This is a genomic window from Chryseobacterium sp. Bi04 (assembly GCF_918698085.1).
Classification (GTDB): Bacteria; Bacteroidota; Bacteroidia; order Flavobacteriales; family Weeksellaceae; genus Chryseobacterium.
Genome location: NZ_CAKKLP010000013.1, coordinates 22,987 through 41,602, shown reverse-complemented (window position 1 = coordinate 41,602; position 18,616 = coordinate 22,987). Strand labels below are relative to the sequence as shown.

Annotated in this window: 16 protein-coding genes; 8 read left to right on the top strand and 8 right to left on the bottom strand. The window is 35.3% G+C overall.

Features of this window, described 5'->3' with window-relative positions; all coding sequences use genetic code 11:
- The first annotated feature begins 179 nt into the window (after positions 1–179).
- Complete coding sequence (locus tag LQV47_RS17770; protein ID WP_230039815.1) at positions 180–464, top strand: hypothetical protein; 285 nt, start codon at positions 180–182, stop codon at positions 462–464.
- 451 nt (positions 465–915) lie between these two features.
- On the opposite strand, the gene LQV47_RS22605 is transcribed toward LQV47_RS17770, so the two are convergent.
- The 6 genes from LQV47_RS22605 to LQV47_RS17745 all read right to left on the bottom strand — a co-directional run bounded on the left by LQV47_RS22605 (position 916) and on the right by LQV47_RS17745 (position 7,338).
- Positions 916–1,125, bottom strand: a complete 210-nt coding sequence (locus tag LQV47_RS22605; RefSeq protein ID WP_354961208.1) for an SIR2 family protein — start codon at positions 1,123–1,125, stop codon at positions 916–918.
- Positions 1,126–1,286: 161 nt separating this feature from the next.
- Positions 1,287–1,433, bottom strand: coding sequence for a hypothetical protein (locus tag LQV47_RS17765; protein ID WP_230039813.1), 147 nt, complete (start codon positions 1,431–1,433; stop codon positions 1,287–1,289).
- A 356-nt stretch (positions 1,434–1,789) separates the two neighbouring features.
- A complete protein-coding gene (locus LQV47_RS17760; protein ID WP_230039811.1) occupies positions 1,790–2,638 on the bottom strand; it encodes a thiopeptide-type bacteriocin biosynthesis protein in 849 nt (282 codons plus the stop codon).
- A 50-nt stretch (positions 2,639–2,688) separates the two neighbouring features.
- Positions 2,689–4,932, bottom strand: a complete 2,244-nt coding sequence (locus LQV47_RS17755; RefSeq protein ID WP_230039809.1) for a lantibiotic dehydratase family protein — start codon at positions 4,930–4,932, stop codon at positions 2,689–2,691.
- Positions 4,933–7,134 carry a prolyl oligopeptidase family serine peptidase gene (locus LQV47_RS17750; RefSeq protein ID WP_230039807.1) on the bottom strand — a complete coding sequence of 734 codons (2,202 nt, stop codon included), beginning with the start codon at positions 7,132–7,134 and terminating at the stop codon, positions 4,933–4,935.
- Between the two features lie 6 nt (positions 7,135–7,140).
- Positions 7,141–7,338 carry a hypothetical protein gene (locus LQV47_RS17745; RefSeq protein ID WP_230039805.1) on the bottom strand — a complete coding sequence of 66 codons (198 nt, stop codon included), beginning with the start codon at positions 7,336–7,338 and terminating at the stop codon, positions 7,141–7,143.
- A 196-nt stretch (positions 7,339–7,534) separates the two neighbouring features.
- Between LQV47_RS17745 and LQV47_RS17740 the strand changes: the two genes are divergently transcribed.
- From LQV47_RS17740 to LQV47_RS17725, 4 genes are all read left to right on the top strand, one after another.
- Positions 7,535–9,325, top strand: coding sequence for a helix-turn-helix domain-containing protein (locus tag LQV47_RS17740; protein ID WP_230039803.1), 1,791 nt, complete (start codon positions 7,535–7,537; stop codon positions 9,323–9,325).
- Positions 9,326–9,561: 236 nt separating this feature from the next.
- Positions 9,562–11,319 (top strand): alkaline phosphatase D family protein, encoded by a 1,758-nt coding sequence (locus tag LQV47_RS17735; protein ID WP_230039801.1) that lies wholly within the window; start codon positions 9,562–9,564, stop codon positions 11,317–11,319.
- A 343-nt stretch (positions 11,320–11,662) separates the two neighbouring features.
- Entirely contained in the window at positions 11,663–13,243 is a 1,581-nt protein-coding gene (locus LQV47_RS17730; RefSeq protein ID WP_230039799.1) for a Na+/H+ antiporter, read from the top strand.
- A gap of 11 nt (positions 13,244–13,254) precedes the next feature.
- Positions 13,255–14,301 carry an MBL fold metallo-hydrolase gene (locus LQV47_RS17725; protein ID WP_230039797.1) on the top strand — a complete coding sequence of 349 codons (1,047 nt, stop codon included), beginning with the start codon at positions 13,255–13,257 and terminating at the stop codon, positions 14,299–14,301.
- Positions 14,302–14,381: 80 nt separating this feature from the next.
- Here the strand turns inward: LQV47_RS17725 and LQV47_RS17720 are convergent, their stop codons facing one another.
- The gene (locus tag LQV47_RS17720; protein ID WP_230039795.1) at positions 14,382–15,242 is read right to left on the bottom strand and encodes a DUF4822 domain-containing protein; all 861 of its coding nucleotides are present in this window, start codon (positions 15,240–15,242) and stop codon (positions 14,382–14,384) included.
- 190 nt (positions 15,243–15,432) lie between these two features.
- Between LQV47_RS17720 and LQV47_RS17715 the strand changes: the two genes are divergently transcribed.
- The gene (locus tag LQV47_RS17715; protein ID WP_230039793.1) at positions 15,433–16,146 is read left to right on the top strand and encodes a DUF434 domain-containing protein; all 714 of its coding nucleotides are present in this window, start codon (positions 15,433–15,435) and stop codon (positions 16,144–16,146) included.
- A 3-nt stretch (positions 16,147–16,149) separates the two neighbouring features.
- Positions 16,150–16,800: a hypothetical protein gene (locus LQV47_RS17710; protein ID WP_230039791.1), complete on the top strand. Its 651-nt coding sequence runs from the start codon at positions 16,150–16,152 to the stop codon at positions 16,798–16,800.
- A 204-nt stretch (positions 16,801–17,004) separates the two neighbouring features.
- On the opposite strand, the gene deoD is transcribed toward LQV47_RS17710, so the two are convergent.
- Complete coding sequence (gene deoD / locus LQV47_RS17705) at positions 17,005–17,715, bottom strand: purine-nucleoside phosphorylase (RefSeq protein WP_230039789.1); 711 nt, start codon at positions 17,713–17,715, stop codon at positions 17,005–17,007.
- 317 nt (positions 17,716–18,032) lie between these two features.
- Between deoD and LQV47_RS17700 the strand changes: the two genes are divergently transcribed.
- Positions 18,033–18,422 carry a VOC family protein gene (locus LQV47_RS17700; protein WP_230039787.1) on the top strand — a complete coding sequence of 130 codons (390 nt, stop codon included), beginning with the start codon at positions 18,033–18,035 and terminating at the stop codon, positions 18,420–18,422.
- The last annotated feature ends 194 nt before the right edge of the window (positions 18,423–18,616 follow it).

Here is an 18,616-nt window from a genome sequence, read left to right as displayed (position 1 = left end):
AATCATTATTTGTGCATATTATATTATTTTTACAACAGGTTTTTCTCTGGTTAGTAATATTTTTTTTACTAATGGAATTGACTTTAGTATTATAATAGGAAAATTGAGTAGTATTATTATTTCTTTTTTGTTACTTCAATTTTCTGATATAATTGCAGAAAAAATAAAATCACTTATAAATGGGTAATAAAGATTGTAAAGAAGATCAGGAAAATGATTTTATGGATGAATTTGAAGATTGGCATTCCCGCCAATATAGTGATGACTATAGATTCGGGAATAAAACACCTTTCTTTGTTAAAAATCCTAATCGCTTAATAATTGGAATTTTATTTTTGACTATTCCTTTTCTAAGCTTGATAGTATCTATTTTTCTAGATCTTGGAATAGGTTTCTATTTGTTTTTTTTAATAGCTTGTATCCCTGGGAGCTATTTGATTATAAAACATTTTAGATCCAAATGAAATAAATAAAGTATAACAATCATTTTTTTTGAAGTAAATACCTAAAATATCACAAAGAAGCCGTCTCACAACTAAACGATGTGGGTTGAGAATCGTTTAAACGAAAGCCCTTCTCATATAGGAGTACAGGAAAATTTCATAAAAAAGGCCGTTTTCACGAGTTGTGAGACGGCCTCTTTATCTTTTAAAGCGGTTTTAAATAGATCAAAATCTTGTACATATGGTGCTTTTATACTGATGAAAATATTTTATACAGTTCTAAAGGAAATATTTTGTGTAATTACCAAGCTCTTCATCGTAGTTTTCTTTTAATGAATTTTCAATAATTTTTTAAGAGCTTTTATCTTTTTTGAACTCATTATAAAATATTTCATGATCAAATAAATAAAGCCATTCTACTTTAAATTTTGAAATATCATGTTCTTCTCTAAAAATACAAAACTTCATAAATTCATACAAATTGTTTAGCTGTTGTGGTAAACTTCCCTGTTTTTTCTTCTTTGAAAACAAAATTACCCGTCTCTGAATCGCCATGTATTTTTACTAATAGCTTTGTGTTATTTGAATATGGTAAGTCTTTATCTTCCTTAATAATAGAATACGGTAAAGAATTTTTTGTAATTACTTGTTCTAATAGATCTTCAAAATTTGTAGTTAAAATATGTTCAGGATTTAGTTCAAATAATTCTTCATGTATTTCATTATATATTAATTTCTCATGACCGAGTGCACTTCTTATTTTATCTATATATTCTTTTTCTCGTCTATCATTGAAATAAATTTGGGCAATTTTTAGAAAATATTTTTCATTTTCTGGCAGATCTAATCCATTTTTATTTTATCAATTGAACTACTCCAACTTGGAACATTGGCATCAATTGAAATTCCAGCACCGGCAAAAATTACAAGTTTATTTGTATTGATTGCATTTTTAATTATTTGTACGTCTGCTAAAAATTTTTTATTCATAAAGGCTTTGTGTTTTGCTAATTTACTGATAATTTTTTTTTGAAAAAAAAATTTTAGAAAAATTATTCAAGAGCGAATCCCCTTGTAAAAGCCCCCATCCATCCTTAGGAAAGAAAAATTCCCCCACCAGCAATATGATAACAAAAATTTCGCAGGCAGTAATATAAAAGATGATAGCTAATGTACTATTGCTCACAATTCTTTTGTTCCTGGTACTTTATCTAACTCAAAAATCAAGAAACAATGGTTACAATTATCAACTAAAAAAAGAGAAAAAAAAGATTGTACTGCATTCTATATTTTAGAAGTTCAGAGAGGTATTGAAATGGTATGAGCCAAGCTACAAATCAGTTCTCCTACAAAGCCCGGAACGCAACCGTTTTGTAATACCTGAATAAATAATCATAAACAATCATTTCAAAGAGGCGTTGATTGGAAATAAACATTCTGTTGACATTCATATGAAAAATACTTTGAAAGAATGTTTGCAATGAGGATTCTGGAGATTGACTTTCATGATGGTTGAGAATCGTTTGTAATGCGGAAGTACTTTCACTGATGGTGGAAATTATGGTACTTCTTTCCTCTGAAAATTCTTCAGACTGGATAAAATCTAAGAATAGGGGATTAAATTCCCGGTATTTCTTATCCAGCTGGCTGTTAAGTTTTTTATCGGCTTTAAATTCCTGTTTAAATACTTCATTGAAATCTTTTATCCATTTCAGTTTTTCCTGGATCGGAAGGTTGAGCTGATGTAAGAGTTCATCAATATAAAAGAGACTGATCATAAGCTTTTCCTCATCGCTGTAATGAAGGCATTCTAACGTAAACTCACTGTTTTTCCAGAATAAGGTTTCAGCTTCTTCTATCGTATTGCTGCCATACCTTTCCATTTCCCGGTGATAAATATCGATAAGGATATTTGAAATTTCTCCGCTGTTAATATATTCAGTGAGAGCATTATTGATTTTTTGGACAACTTCAGTATAATTTTCAGCTTGAGTAAGCTTTAATCTGAGCCTCAGATGCGGCTGTGGATCATTATAACGGATAAAAAACCATTGTGAAATTAAATTATTTTCTTTGAAGCAGGCCACTAGCGGTTCAATAGACTCCTCCAAAATAATGTCTGCTGTTTTTATTCCCGTATATATTTTAAAATACAGCCATTCACTTCCGGGAACAAACTTTCTTTTTACCATCATCCCTTATCTTACATGTTTTATCTTTGCTCTTAACTCTTAACTCTTAACTCTTAACTCTTAACTCTCAACTCTTGGCTCTCACCCTCCCTATACATTGAAAAAATAAACTGGTGCACAAAGTCAGTATTCTCGTTATAAAGGAACTCCTCAATAACGATTGATTTTAATTTTTTAACGGTATCAATAAAAACGATCACCAGATCATAATTATCAAGATTAATAGTAAGCTTATTATCAGACTGTACCCATTGAATCCACTGGGGTATTTGCCTTTTATTTCTCCAGGATTTTATGCCGGATAATAATTGTTCTTTATTTCCTGTTTCATAGCTGCTCAATATTGAAAACTGAGTAAGCTCTTTTTCGGTAATTTTCCACCAGGCTTTTGAGAGAATTGAATTTTTATATTCCACTCTCGGTAAAAACTGATAGATACTTTTTAAATCTCCCCAGTTAAAACTAATGGAAGATCTTATATTTTGACGATTAAGATCACATAAAAAATGATAAACCGGCAATGGATTGGCGGAGTAATTATGTGAATTGGTCAGGTATGGTTTAATTTCTTTATCCAGTTTTTTGGAACGCAAAACAATTCTATTATTTTTCAGGGAAATGTATAAATCATCAACACTTATCTGATTTTCTTCCGGCAAAACGGATTGTGCCAGAAAAGGGATTTCGTAAGGGCGCAGTGTAGGCCTTCGGATTACATTTCCTATTCTTGCTTCGGGAAGATGGATAATTTCTGCCGAGATATAACCGGCATTAAGCTCCTGTTCTTTTTGTGCAATGCATTTTGTTAAATTTTGAACTTCAGATTTCTCAGAACAAAACCTTGCCAGAAGATTGGCTGCGCTGCCTCCGCCTCCGCTGCTTAGGGAGAGCTTTTCCTGATTGTTTTCAGAGATAATTTCTGTGACAAAAGAAATTGTATCCGGCAGATCACTCCAGTTTTCCTCAAATTCTTCGAAATCCTTATCAGACAGATTAATTTTGTATTGATTGTTGAGCAGGGCTTCCTGTACTTTTTCATTGAGAATTTGCTGAAGAGGATCCAGTTCAATTCTAAGGGTTGAGTGATGATGAGACGAAGAATAATCCAGGTTTTCAATATAAGGATGTAATCCCTTTGTAGCAATATCCTGCCTGTAACCGATTCCAATCTCTGTATCTAATACATAGGCCAATGGCATTTCCTGCTTTTCAAACCTTTCATGAAATGCTTTTTTAAACCTCTCCAGATGGCTGTCCTTTTGGGGAAACTTAATTTTATTTAAAAAACTAACTGCTTCTTTTAATTCCTTTTTCCAGTATGGAGGTAAAATGAATTTTTCTTTGAAATAAAGGTCGGTCTGAAACAGGTATTTCTGATCATATTCTGTATTGAATAATGTAATTAAACCCTCAATTTCAGCATATAAAGAAACAGGGTTTCCGATAGTGGTATCTATGATATCCAGTTTGGCTTGTATAGAACTCAGAATTTCAGCTTCATTACTGATGCCTGTTTTTTGTAAAGTTCCGATGATGATATCTAAGAAATCTTTTCCGGATACATTAGGTTCCAATTCACTTACCAGAACCTGGTTATCAATTAATTCATTGATGAATTCCGTAGCTTCTTCCGATGTGATTTCTTCATTGATCAGAATGTCTGAAAGCTGCTGTATTGTTTTACCTTTTTTTGCACAATCTAATACATCCTGTAATTCATCAGAAAGCTGAGCTGATGAGATGATATACTCTCTTTTTCCGTGGGTATATTCATATTCAACATAGCGGATTCTATTCCTGACTGTATAAATGCTGTTGTTAGGATAAAATAATAACTTATTTCTTATCTCCGGAGCTTTTACCAAATGACCGGCGAGGCCAACCAGAAAGTGCATGTCCAGCTGAGTTTCTCTCACAAGATGCTCACTTGTGAACTGATCTTTCCCATAAAACGGGTTGGGGCCTGTACCGAATTGTCCTACACCCACTTCTGTAAACAAACCAAAAGGAATAGAACGGGTGCTCATCCGGCTGTAATATTTTAGAAAACTGTTTTCCAGTTTCTGATTTTCTTTCTGTGATTTATGCTGATTGAAGCTGAGCCAGTCATTCAGTTTTTTATGAAGATAGGGAGATGCCAGATAAATGGCTTCCTGAAAAACAGGATCCGCATAGATTGATTTCAATGCATTCTTTTGGATTTCATCATTACCTGCCATTTCAAGGAATTGCTTCCGTGAAAATAAGGGCGTACGAAAAACATACTCATCAAAAAAATGGTAAGGAAAACGAGACATCTACTTCTTTTTATCTTTTTGAGGCTGGTAATCAGGATGTCCCAGTTGCCAGAATGCAAATGCAAAAATATCTGACAGGTTAGAATATCGCTGGGCTACCGGAATATTTGCACCATGGCCTCCTTCATAATCTATATTTAATAACACAGGTCTTTTTGAAGTACTGCTTGCTAATAATTTAGATGCGAATTTTGTAGATTGCCACGGTGACACTCTTGGATCATTAATTCCGGCACAAAGTAAAACAGCAGGATATTTTTTACCTTTTTTAATATGTTCATAAGAGTCCATTTCTAATAGTCCTTTAAACTCAGCCGGATCACTTGGGTTTCCATATTCTTTGATGCTGGTTGCCTGAATTCCATTGTTCTCGAACCGGATCGTATTTAATACTCCGGATTCTATTATGGCAGCCTTAAACAGCTCTGGTCTTTCGGTCATGGCTCTTCCTATTGCAATGCCTCCTGCACTGGCTCCCCAGATTGCCAATTTTTCCGGTGACGTGAATTTCTGGTCAATAAGATATTCTGCACTGGCAATCAGATCTTTCCAGGTATTGGGTTTTTTATCTTTCTGTCCGTCAGTATGCCATTGTGCTCCTTTTTCTCCACCTCCTCTTACATGGGGAATAGCAACAATACCTCCCTGATTAACCCACAATAAGTAACTCTTGGCAAAAAAGGGTCTTGAAGACTCTCCAAAAGCTCCATAGCAATCTATAAGCACTGGATTTTTGCCGTTCTTCCTAGTGTTTTTGTTATAAATTAAGGATAAGGGAACCTCCGTTCCATCATAGGATTTTATAGAAAGTTCCTCTACAGTAATATCTTTAAATTCCGGGAAATCTATGTTAGGAACAAGATTTTCCTGAGTGAAAGTGTTGGTAGATAAGGTATACTTAAAACGCTCTTCTTCATTAGCCCATCCCGAACAATTGATCCATATATCAGAAAAATTCTTTCCTTTGGATTGTAGATCTATGCTGCCGGAAACATAGGGTAATTTGATGGCAATATCTTTTCCATTTTGATATAAATATAATTTAGCTTCCACCCCATTTTTGGTGGTTACATAATAAATACCATCTTTTGTAATAGTGTACTGCTTTATGACTTCATCTTTTTTTTCAGGAACCAGTATTTCAGGGTTTTTAAAATCCCTGGTGGTCATATTGGTTTTACACAACTTATAATTGGATGAGTTATATCCTGATAAAAAATAAATGTCATTTCCTGCTAGTCTTATTGAAAATGCTTTACTTTCTTTATCATACAAAGGTTTCCAATTATTTTTTCCCTGTAATAATTCTTTCTTTTCAATAAAAAATGTTTTCCTGAAATTCTCTGCATCTACCAATATTCCTATGTAATGCTGATCTTCACGGTTGAAAGAAAGGATGGCAGGATAATCTGTGCTGCTGATTTTCAGATCAGGATTATGGGTACTTGAAAATACATCATTAAGCTTTTTAGGATCTTCGCCAATTCTATAAAGTATAGCCTGGGTGTTTTTTCTGAAATCTTTAGACTGCAGATCTACCACCGGATAATAGGTATAGAAGAATCCACTGTTATCATCAAGCCATTTTATTCCTCCAATGCTGGCAGGATTTGTATTAGTGATGGTTTGTGGATAAATAGTTTTTTTATCCACATCCATCACAATTACTTCAGATAATTCTTTACCTCCCTGGGTTAAAGAAATGGCCACTTTACTTCCATCCCAACTGGGACTTGCAAGATTGATGACAAAATTGCCCGTCTTGGGGGTGTCTGTCGTTTTCCTGGAGGAAACAAAATTGGCGGGGTCATAAAGTAAATTTTCTTGCCCGTTAAATCCATTTCTGTAATAAACCTTAGCGGTTTTTTCTCCAACATTTCTTTTTAAATAAAAATATTTATCATTTTCCGTTACTTTTAAATCATATAAGGAATATCCTTCTCTCTTATCAAACTCTAACCTTTTATTTAGATAATAATTTCTATTAGGAATAGAGCTTAATACTGAAGCTGTAAAATCTGACTGGGATTTCATCCAGCCAATTACTTTAGGATCCTGTAAATTTTCTAAATTCCTGTATTCATCTATTATTTTTGTGCCAAAATAATTGTCTGTAGCAGGAACAGACGGAGCCAGATTACTTAATTGTGCTTTGAAAGATGTTGTTAAAAGAATAGAAGTGAGAAATATTTTATATTGCATAAGAAATTATTTTGTAAGAACAGGTGGTGGTATCCCCAAGCTATCATCAATGATGCTTCCATCATCGCCATTCACACAACCGTCAATGTGCTGCAGGTGGCTGTTGTTACCATAGCCGCCATGTATTTTGTTGAGATTGTCAATTTTTGCCATCTGTAATTTTTTTAAAGATAGTTTCTTTTTTGTTTCTTTCTTATTTTTCATTTTAAAATTGTTTATGTAGCTGTTTACAAATAAAGCTATTTTTTCTCTATGTTGGGAAAAAGTATGCATAAATTCATGAATTTATAATTTCTATACTTATTTTAATTATTTGATTTATAGTGTTTTATGATGATTTTTTTAAATTTTTATAAGACTCTCATTTTTAAATAATATTTTTGTAAAAAATGGGATGCAGATGTTGAAAATTAAGCTGCTTTTATTGTTAAGTGTGGTGTGTAATGTAATGTATGCACAGACGGGTAATGCTGAGAATATTCAAAAGAGTGTTTTAAAAGATTATACCTATCAGGAATTGGAAAAAAAATTCTATGAAACTAAACCTGAAGATGTAAAAAGTAAAAGAGATATAGCAAAATACTATCTCCAAAAAGCCAAAGAAGAAAAAGATGAAGTTCAGATTGCGGAGGCATATGTCATGTTACATGTTGATGAATCTTTACCCAATGCATTAAAGTATCTGGATAGTCTGCAGTCTGTTACCAAAAAATCCAAAGAAATTTATTATCCCGCCAGAACGTATTTATTACGAGGGAATTTATATTTTAAATCTGATAACCTGCAGGCTGCATTGAATAATTACGTCCTGGGTCTGAAATACGCGAAAGAAAAGGGATATAAAAGGCAGATTGCCATGGCTGAGATCAGTATTGCCTATTTGAAAAATTATATTGGAAAGCATGCTGAAACAGCTAAAACCCTTAGATATTATCTGTATAATGCTGATTATATGAATGAGAGTGAGCATACCATTCTCAGACTAAATTTAGCAGATGCTTATATAGAAATCAATAAAATGGATTCTGCATATATGTTGATACAGGATGGATTACTGGCCGCTAAGAAAAGCAAAAACGTATATGCTTATCATCAGAATTTGGGTTTATTGGGCTATTATAATTTAAAATTAAAAAAATATAACGTAGCCATTGAAAACTTATTGAAGTGTAAAAACTTCTTTTTCACTGCAAGCTATCCAAGCAAGAGAAATCAAAATTATACACTTTTAAACTTAGGAAAGGCCTATGCGGGATTACAGGAAAGCAATAAAGCAATAGAGAATTTTGCAAAAATAGACTCTATGGTGCTTAAAACAAACTATGTTTTTCCTGAGCTCAGAGAAGTGTATACCTACCTTATTGATCATTATAAAGAGAAAAAAGATAAGGAGAAACAGCTTTATTATGTTGAAAGATTTTTAGATGTCGACAAGGTGTTGGATACCCGTTTCCGGTACATTTCAAGAGAGCTGCCAAGACGGTATGATACCCCTAATCTGTTACAGGAAAAAGAGAGTATTATCAAAGAACTCAAACAGAGAAAAATATTCCTTTATATAGTGCTGGGAATCTTAGTGATAGTTCTTTTATTATTTGTGAATTTTTATTTTAAATATAAAAATGCTGAAAAAAAATACAGAAAGATTGCTCAGGATTTAATTCAGTCCGTTAACGAAAATAAGAAAGAACCAGAGGCAGAAATACAAAAAGAAGAAGTAGTACCGGATATTGTCTTACCACAAAATACAGAAAATACAGAAAATGTAGAAAATACAGAAGATAGAACAACGAAAACAATTTCCGAGGATATAACACAAAGTATTCTGAAAGAGCTCGATATTTTTGAAAAGAAAGAACAGTTTTTAAACAGGGGAATCACGTTGGGAACGCTGGCAAAAAAAATAAAGACAAATTCTAAATATTTGTCAGAAGTAATCAATACCCATAAAGGGAAAAATTTCGCAGCTTATCTTAATGATCTCCGTATTGATTACGCGATCAGCAGATTGGCAAGGGACAGAAGATTCCGGTCTTATAAAATACCTTTTATTGCCGAAGAATTAGGATACAACAATGAGCAGGCTTTCACGTTGGCTTTCAAAAAAAGAACGGGAACTCCGCTATCCATCTATTTAAAGGAAATTGAAAAGACGGTAAATGAAACAAAGGATAATTCAGATGTAGTATAATAAACCTTTTGGAATGTATGCGATTCAGCATTCATAGATTCAACTTTTGAAGAAATGACCCCGAAAAAAACAAGCACTTACAGAAATGTGAGTGCTTTGTTATTTTTTTAATGGAGTTATCATTCCTTGAAACAGATAAAATTCGAATTAAACGTATGTTTAAAAAACCATAAAGAATAATTAAAACTGAGTTAACAGCCTTCTTGCTCAGATAATGTTGTTTTGCAGAAAAAATAATGATGGAAAACAACAACCTGATCAACAGGAGGAGATTTCTTAAAAATTCATTACTGGCAGCAGGAGGAATTTTTATCGCTCCTTTAATTGAAAGCTGTACAGATAATGATTTTACCGATACCAATGAAAATGCTCCCACCGATCTTAAAAATGCAGGCTTTGAATCCGGAGTAGCCAGTTTCGATCCTACTGCAGCAGGAATTATTATCTGGACAAGATACTCTACAGGCATTGATGCTGAAATTACCTGGGAAATAAGTAAAAACAGCAGTTTCTCGGAAGTATTGAGAAGAGGCAAGGCGATGTCTACATCTGTTAATGATTTTACTGTAGCTGTAGACGTACAGAATATTCCGTCAAATACTAAGTTTTACTATAGATTTTATAATATTACAACCAAAGAAGCTTCTGCTGTTGGAGAAACCCTTACGTTACCATCAAAAACAGATACTGTAAACGAAGTGAAAATGGCGGTGGTATCCTGTTCTAATTTTCCTGCAGGGCTTTTTAATGTGTACGGTGCTATTGCCCAATCAGAAGCCGATGTAGTGGTACACCTTGGAGACTATATTTACGAATATGCTCCGGGACAATATGGTACCAATCCTTATACCAACCAACTTGACAGAGCCCATAAACCGGCCAGAGAAATCCTGAGTCTTAACGATTACAGGGAAAGATACAGACAGTACAGGGGAGATAAAAATCTTCAGCTTCTTCATCAGAAAAAGCCCTTTATCTGCGTCTGGGATGATCATGAATTTGCGAATGACACCTACAAATCCGGAGCTGAAAATCATCAGCCTAATGAAGGGGATTTCCAGGCCAGAAAAATGGCAGCTTTCCAGGCTTACAGTGAGTATATTCCTTTGAAAACAGGAAAAGATCTGAAAATTTACAGAAGTTTCCAGTTCGGAAATATTGTTTCCCTTTACATGATGGATACAAGGGTAATCGCAAGAGATAAACAGATGGAATATTCGGATTATCTGGATAATGCCGGAAATTTTAATCAGGCCCAGTTTACAGCAGATTTTTTGAGCACCGGCAGAAAACTGATCGGAAGCGAACAGATGTCATGGCTGAGTTCTCAGATCAATGGTAACACTGCAAAATGGCAGGTATTGGGGCAGCAGATCCTTATGACAAAAATGATAGTTCCTGCCGAACTTCTGATGTTACTGAACCAGATTCTTGCAGAAATAAAACAGCACGGAAGTGCACAGCCGGCAACCATGCTGGCACTTCAGACTACAATTACCCAATTGATTGTTTTGAAAACAAGATACAAACAACAGGACCCAACCCTTACACCGCAGGAAATTGCAAGAATTACTACTACACTACCTTATAATTTAGATGCATGGGATGGATATTTTATGGAAAGAGAACAATTATATTCTCTTCTTGCCGGGAAAAAAGTAGTGGTACTGGCAGGGGATACTCATAATGCATGGTTGGGAACACTGAAAGATGTGCAGGGAAATCACATTGGGACAGAGCTGGCCTGCAGTTCGGTTTCTTCTCCGGGGCTTGAAGGATATCTGGGAATCTCATCTGACCCTGCAAAAGCTGTAGAATTGGCTCAGGCATTTTCAATGTTGATAGACGATCTGGATTATGCCAATCTTTATAAAAGAGGATATCTGCATGTAAAATTTACTTCCGGAAGTTCTCTGGCAGAATGGAGATTTGTAGACAATATAATTTCCGATACTTACAATACTGTTACCGAAAAAACATTTACAATCGTATAATTTTAATCATAGTTTTAGTAGAACAAATCTTATTTTCAATTTTGTATTAAGAGCTGCAGCATGCTACTGTAGCTCTTTTATATTAATGTTTTTTGTATCCTGAACAGATGCAAGAGGATATAATGGAAGAGTTTTTACCCCCTGATTTCTAAACTTCAGACCGAACTTGCATATAGACCCCCGGGTTTATTCTGTATAATCCTGTAGATTTTATATTCGAACATTTCTTGGTATGGCAGTATGAAATTTCCATATTGAATGCTTATATTTATTTTAAAATCAAATTAGAGACATTATATTCCTCAAAAATGATATAATTTGGATTACAAATAATTAAAAAACAATGGTGGAAGATTTTATTTATTACTTAGGATTGGTTCTGGTGATTATCGGTGCGATAATGCTGGCCAATCGTTTAAAAGTTGCCTATCCTATTATATTGGTTATTGCAGGATTGCTGATCAGTTTCATTCCCGGATTACCCGCTATAAAGATTGATCCCGAGCTTATATTTATCATTTTTCTGCCTCCGCTTTTATATGAAGCAGCGTTTGCGGTTTCGTGGAAAGAAATATGGAAACTGAGGCGCATCATTACCAGCTTTGCCTTTATTGTCGTTTTCCTTACTGCAATATCTGTGGCTTTTGTGGCCAATTCATATATTCCGGGGTTTTCATTAGCCTTGGGTTTTGTCTTGGGAGGAATTGTTTCACCACCGGACGCTGTAAGTGCAGGAGCTATTTTAAAATTTGTAAAAGTCCCTAAAAATGTATCCACTGTGCTGGAAGGAGAAAGCCTGTTCAATGACGCCTCTTCACTGATTATTTTTAGATTTGCCATGGTAGCGGTAGCTACAGGGCAGTTTATATGGCAGGATGCTGTACTCAGTTTTGGATGGATGGTATTTGGAGGCCTCGGAATAGGCGTTGTATTGGCTTTTATCTTTCTTAAAATTGAAAAAATATTCCCTACCGATGTCAATATGGATGCCATACTCAGTTTAGTAGCACCCTATGTTATATATATTGCTGCTGAAGAAGTGCACTCCTCCGGTGTGCTGGCTGTAGTGAGTGGCGGACTGTTTCTTTCTGTAAGAAGACATGAAGTTTTCAGAACTTCAGAATCCAGACTGAGAGGCTCCAATGTATGGGAAAGCTTTGTATTCCTGATTAACGGAATTGTTTTTCTGCTGATAGGGCTGGATCTTCCCGAAATTATGGTAGGCCTGAATAAAGAAGGAATAAGCCTGTCCGAAGCAGTAAGCTATGGATTGCTGGTTACAGCAGTACTGATTATTGTCCGCTTCCTGGCTTCTTTTGGTGCCGTATTTATAACTTTGATTATGCGGAATTTTATCAATGTAGCAGACAGAGATCCCGGAATGAAAGCCCCGGTTCTAATGGGATGGACCGGTATGAGGGGTGTGGTTTCTTTAGCCGCGGCATTATCTATTCCCGTTGTCATGGAAAATGGACAGCCTTTTCTTCATCGTGACCTTATCCTGTTCATTACATTTGTAGTCATTTTGGTTACTTTAATCCTTCAGGGACTGACCTTACCGGCACTGATAAAGAAACTGAATTTATCCGATTCCAATGGAGGATATATGTCTGAAGAGGAATCAGAACGTTTTTTGAAAAAAGAAATGCGCGGAGTTGCCTTCAGGTATCTGGATGAAAACTATAAAGAAAAGAGAAATGAAAATGAATACTTCAATAAACTGATGGATCGCTGGGAGCAGGAAGATAAGGAAGATTCTGTTCATAAGCTGTCTGATGAAGCTAAAGAAATCTATTTTGAAACTTTGGAGCAACAGAGAATCTGGCTTCGGGAAGAAAACAGACGTAACCCGAATATTGATGAAGAATATATAAGACATTATCTGACAAGATTGGATATGGAAGAAGAAAGACTTAGGATGTAAAAAAAAATACAATGAACTTAGTAAAACAACTGGGGCAATTCCCCGATGAAAAAAGAAAAGAATATTTCAGTACACTTTCCAATTATAACAATGGAAAGTTTCAAAATATACTGATAACACCGGCTTTATTGGAAGGGGAAAGTATGACCAAAGCTCTTCTCGGAAGTCTGTGTAAAATAGAAAACACCTCACCCGGCACTGCACTTCCGTTTGTAGTAACAGATCTTAAAAACCTGCAGCCTGACGAAAATGTTCTCGTTTGGTTTGGGCACAGCTCTTATTTCATACAGATTGATGGCAAAAAATTTTTGATAGATCCTGTTTTCAGTGGAAATGCCTCTCCCATGCCGGGGTCTATAAAAGCATTTCCGGGAGCAGATTATTATAAACCGGAACATATGCCGGATATAGACTTCCTTATTATTTCCCACGATCATTGGGATCACCTGGATTATAAAACCGTTCAGGCTTTAAAAAATAAAGCAGGAAAAGTAATCTGTGGCTTGGGAACCGGCCAGCACTTTGAATATTGGGGCTGGTCACCAGAGAAAATTGTGGAAAAAAACTGGTGGGAAAGTATGGATATTGCAGAAGGTTTCAGAATTACTCTCACTCCGGCAAGGCATTTCTCAGGAAGGCTGCTGAACCGTAATATCTCACTCTGGACCTCCTTTGTGTTGAAAACACCTACAAAGAACCTTTTTCTAGGTGGCGACAGTGGCTATGGCAGCCATTTTACAGAAATTGGAGAAAAATACGGACCATTCGATTTAGCAGTAATGGAATGTGGACAATACAATGAAAAGTGGCCCTATATTCACTCCTTACCCGAACAGATCATTACAGAAGTGAAAGAGCTGAAAGCAAAAAATTTCATTCCTGTACACAATTCAAAATTTAAATTAGCTCAGCACGCCTGGTACGAACCGCTTGAGCAGGTTTCAAAATATGCCGAAGAAAATAAGCAGCCAATTACATTGCCTGTTATGGGTGAAAAAGTGAACTTAGATAAGCTGGACACAACAGACTGGAAGAAATGGTGGGAAGACTATATCTGATATTTCCTGTACATCATTTATTAAAATAAAAACTTGCCCATATGGAGCAGGTTCTTCCTTAATTATCAAAAAAATAACTACTACTGAGGTTCACTATGGGTAACCTTAGTGTGGATAATATCATAGAATACTGCCGGATTGGCCGCATCAGGAATAATTCTGTAGGTGAAAGTAGTCTCATTCAGGGTAAGAATATCTACCACCCTGGTAAAAGTAACTGCTCCGGTAGCGGGATTGATTCCAATAAGTGTTCTCTTCTTCCCGTCAGCAGAAATAGACCATTTTCCCTGGGATCTGAAAACATCATCCAATCCTACAATTTTGAATGTTCCATTGGCTCTGAAATAAGAATATCCTACATATCCGGCTACACTGGCATTGGTTAATGCTACATTATTTCCGTCTTTATCTTTAGCACCTGTAGTTTCCCACGGAGTAGAAGCTAAAGTAAGCTGTCCGTTGTCCGGTTCTGCATGAGATGTGCTTGTATGGATGATGTCATAATAAAGAGATGGATCTGCTGAACTAGGATATATTCTGTAGGTGAATTCATTCTTATTAAGGACAAGAATATCAACATCGCGGGTGAAAATAGTAGAGCCGTCAGGATTAAGCGCTGCAATAGTTCTTTTTTTACCCTGTGCATCTACAGACCAGGTCCCTCTTGACCTCAGGATATCATCCAGTCCGTAAATAGCAAATTTGCCATCTGCTTTGAAGTAAGCGAAACCTACATATCCGGCTACGCTGGCATCAGTTAATGCTATATTATTTCCATTTTTATCTTTAGCTCCTGTAGTTTCCCATGGAGTAGAAGACAGAACCTGCGAGGGAGTCTGCTGTTCTATAATAATTTCGTCATCGTTATCAGAACATGATACAAAAGATGCTGTTAAAAGTATTGCTGCACACAGATAACATAGTTTTTTCAGTGTATTCATAAGGGTATTTTTAAGTCTTTGCAAACTTATCCCTAATCAACACCAAAACATTGTATAAAGTATCTCTTTTGTTGTAGGAAATATAACAGATAAATGATAAAATGAACAAAATGATATTATTGTGGTGCTGCTAAAGATTCTTTTGGAAAAGTTTATAGGTGAAAAACCTTTAAAAATTCTATTTTTGAGTATGAATAACAGAAACCGGGGCAAAAATACAGGTGATGATAACCTGTTCGGTTCAGAAAAGCAACTCAGTAAGCTGAAAATGGCTGTTCAGGATATGCAGTATTTGCTGACAAGAGGTTATGCGGAAAAAGCAGGATCAGAACTTGTAGGTAACAGATATAGATTAAAGACCAGACAAATACAGGCTTTACGCGGTGCATCAGCTTCCGATATGCAGATCCATGACAGAAATTTAAAACAACTGAAGATTTCAGCATTACAAGACAGAATAATTTATCTTGATGGGTTTAATGTATTGATTTTGTTGGAAAGCCTGCTTTCCGAAGCTTATATTTTCGAAGGCGCAGACGGTTGTTTTCGAGACCTTTCCGGAATTCACGGAACTTATAAAAGAGTTAATCAGACGTTGAAAGCTGTAGAATTGGTAGCTTCTTTCTTTCAAAAAAATAAAATCCAAAAGCTGATCTGGGTTTTTGACCAGCCGGTATCCAACAGTGGAAGAGTAAAACAGATGATCCTCGATTTTGCTTCCGAAAACAACCTGAATTGGGAGTGTGAACTTCAGTTCAATCCGGATAAATTTCTGGCAGAAAGTTCAGAAATTATTATTTCTTCCGATGCATGGATTTTGGATCACTGTAAACAATGGTTTAATCTTATTGGACATCTTATTCAAGAAGAGTCTCTTTCCGTCAATCTTATAAAAACATCGTAAAGAATGAATGTGTTTGAAAAATATATTCCCCTTATTTCAGATTCCTGGAAAGAAAAATATCAGGTTATTTTAGGAGAAGAACATTTGAAAAGCCTGGAAAAAAATATCCGGGCCTATAAAGAAAATAGGCTGGATTGGGATTTACCTTATTTTAATGAAGAAATAAAAATTAACCGTCATAAAATTTTTGATAGGTTTATTCACTTATTAGAAAGCAGTGATCCTGCTGAGGTTAAAGCAACAAAATTAGAAGAAACTCCTTTTGAAGATTGGCTTATTGTTTTAGGACAAAGACTTACCCCGGCGAGTATCCGTGATGAAAATGCCATTCCTCCTTTTCAGGATGTATTGATTAAAGCATGCAGAGAGCCTTTTAACAGTGAAATCACCATTGCCCAGAGAGCCTGGGAAAAACACACCGGAAGAATGGATGATCATTTTTGGGGCGAAGTCAAAGGGAACAACCAACAGAAGCAGGAGAATGTAATGAAGAAAATCTGCTATATTCTCGAAAACCAAGCCTGGTGGAATGTATTTTTTCATTATAAACACGGTCTGGTCTTTGAAGTCAGGGAAAAAGAAGGCTACGGAATACGATGGTGCCATGGCGGAACAAAACTGATAGGCTTTCTGGAAAAATTTATCAATGAATAAAGAATATGCCGAGAATTCAGAACAGACGGAACGAACCTTCATTTTTACCCTATGTGGCGCAAACCATTGCCCATCTGAAAAAAAATAAGTATTTCCGAAGTTGCAGATGAAACCACAGAAGCTGCCAGGAATTTTTTTAAACTATAAAAAAGAGCTCTACAGATACAGTAAAGCTCTTTTTTTATTTTATAAGCGAATTCGCTTTTATAGGCTTTTCAATGCTGATTCCAAAGCCAGTTCCATCATTGGATTCAGGGCTTTCTCTCTTTCGTCAGCAGAAATTTTTTCATGCGTTGGGATAATGTCAGTTACCGTAAGGATAGTAGCTGCATTTTTTCCTAAATGCTGAGCATTTGCAAACAATCCGAAAGCTTCCATTTCCACTGCCGGACAATTGTATTTTGTGGCAATAGCAGGAGTCTCAGGATCTTTTCTGTAGAAAATATCACTACTGTGTATATTGATTGCTTTTGCGTTTAAGGATAATTCTTTAGAAGTTTCATTAATGGTGTTGAAGATATTTCCCTGGTGAGGAAGAATCTCATCTTCAATTCCCCATGCATATTTAGCATACGTACTTTCGCTGGCTGCGTTTTCAATATTTAAAATATCAAAAAGCTTAAGATCTGTAGTATAAGCACCACAAGTTCCAATTCTGATTATAGTATCTACCTCATACTCTGTGAATAGCTCAAAAGAATAGATTCCAATACTTGGAAAGCCCATTCCACTTGCTCCTACCGTGATTTCTTTACCCTTATAAAGACCTGTATAATAAAATATACCTCTGGTTTTACTTACCAGTTTTGCATTTTCTAAATAATTTTCAGCAATATACTGTGCACGAAGCGGATCCCCCGGCTGCAATACTACTTTAGCAATTTCTTCTTTGTTGGCACTGATGTGAATACTCATAATTTTATTTTGACAGATGCAAAGATAATAACTTTTAGATTGTATGTGATATTACTATGAGTGAAACAACGAAGCCTTCTCATGAAAAAAATAATGCATAAAATGGTATATATACGTGTTTTTGAATGCAGTTTTGTATAACGTCTGTTGAAAACTTCATATTGAGTGAGCCTGTATTCATTAGAACATGAGCTTTTAATGATTTTCAACATGAGTTTTTGCCTTTTGTAAATACAGAACAAGAATAGAATAACAGAGAGCAGATATGTCAACGTGGAGCCAGCTAATTTTGCCATACAATAGTAAAATATAGAAAAATGAAAATTGAACACCTTGCCGTCTGGGTAAAAGATCTTGAAAAAACTAAAGAATTCTATCAGAAATATTTTGGAGCTGTTTCCAACGAAAAATACCATAATCCTGTCAAAAATTTTGAATCGTATTTTCTGAGTTTTGAGACTGGCTGCCGTCTTGAAATTATGACAAGACCCGATATTAAAGAAAATACAGGATCTTATGATTCCCAACAGTTTGGAATTATCCATATGGCATTTGCTGTCGAAACTAAAGAAAAGGTAAATGAACTTACAGAACTCTTGAGAAAAGATGGCTATACCATCGCCGGAGAGCCAAGAACTACAGGTGACGGCTATTATGAAAGTGTTATTCTTGATCCGGAAGACAATATTGTTGAAATAGTAGCCTGATATGATCATTGCAAAAGCTTTTAGCAATAACGCACTCATGAAATTTCATGAATGTTGGAAAATATAAAGTTGCAAAGTACAACCTGTAGAGTTTCATTACATCAATTAGATCATCTTCACTGTTACATCAAAACAAAAAAAGATTCAGTATCTGATATCAATCCTTGAGTTAAAAATTTTATTCTCAACGAAAT

Excerpts from the sequence above, each read along its gene's own strand:
- LQV47_RS17770 (WP_230039815.1), top strand. The coding sequence starts at position 180 with ATGGGTAATAAAGATTGTAAAGAAGATCAGGAAAATGATTTTATGGAT.
- LQV47_RS17765 (WP_230039813.1), bottom strand. The coding sequence starts at position 1,433 with ATGAATAAAAAATTTTTAGCAGACGTACAAATAATTAAAAATGCAATC.
- LQV47_RS17760 (WP_230039811.1), bottom strand. The coding sequence starts at position 2,638 with ATGATGGTAAAAAGAAAGTTTGTTCCCGGAAGTGAATGGCTGTATTTT.
- LQV47_RS17755 (WP_230039809.1), bottom strand. The coding sequence starts at position 4,932 with ATGTCTCGTTTTCCTTACCATTTTTTTGATGAGTATGTTTTTCGTACG.
- LQV47_RS17750 (WP_230039807.1), bottom strand. The coding sequence starts at position 7,134 with ATGCAATATAAAATATTTCTCACTTCTATTCTTTTAACAACATCTTTC.
- LQV47_RS17745 (WP_230039805.1), bottom strand. The coding sequence starts at position 7,338 with ATGAAAAATAAGAAAGAAACAAAAAAGAAACTATCTTTAAAAAAATTA.
- LQV47_RS17740 (WP_230039803.1), top strand. The coding sequence starts at position 7,535 with ATGTTGAAAATTAAGCTGCTTTTATTGTTAAGTGTGGTGTGTAATGTA.
- LQV47_RS17735 (WP_230039801.1), top strand. The coding sequence starts at position 9,562 with ATGATGGAAAACAACAACCTGATCAACAGGAGGAGATTTCTTAAAAAT.
- LQV47_RS17730 (WP_230039799.1), top strand. The coding sequence starts at position 11,663 with ATGGTGGAAGATTTTATTTATTACTTAGGATTGGTTCTGGTGATTATC.
- LQV47_RS17725 (WP_230039797.1), top strand. The coding sequence starts at position 13,255 with ATGAACTTAGTAAAACAACTGGGGCAATTCCCCGATGAAAAAAGAAAA.
- LQV47_RS17720 (WP_230039795.1), bottom strand. The coding sequence starts at position 15,242 with ATGAATACACTGAAAAAACTATGTTATCTGTGTGCAGCAATACTTTTA.
- LQV47_RS17715 (WP_230039793.1), top strand. The coding sequence starts at position 15,433 with ATGAATAACAGAAACCGGGGCAAAAATACAGGTGATGATAACCTGTTC.
- LQV47_RS17710 (WP_230039791.1), top strand. The coding sequence starts at position 16,150 with ATGAATGTGTTTGAAAAATATATTCCCCTTATTTCAGATTCCTGGAAA.
- deoD (WP_230039789.1), bottom strand. The coding sequence starts at position 17,715 with ATGAGTATTCACATCAGTGCCAACAAAGAAGAAATTGCTAAAGTAGTA.
- LQV47_RS17700 (WP_230039787.1), top strand. The coding sequence starts at position 18,033 with ATGAAAATTGAACACCTTGCCGTCTGGGTAAAAGATCTTGAAAAAACT.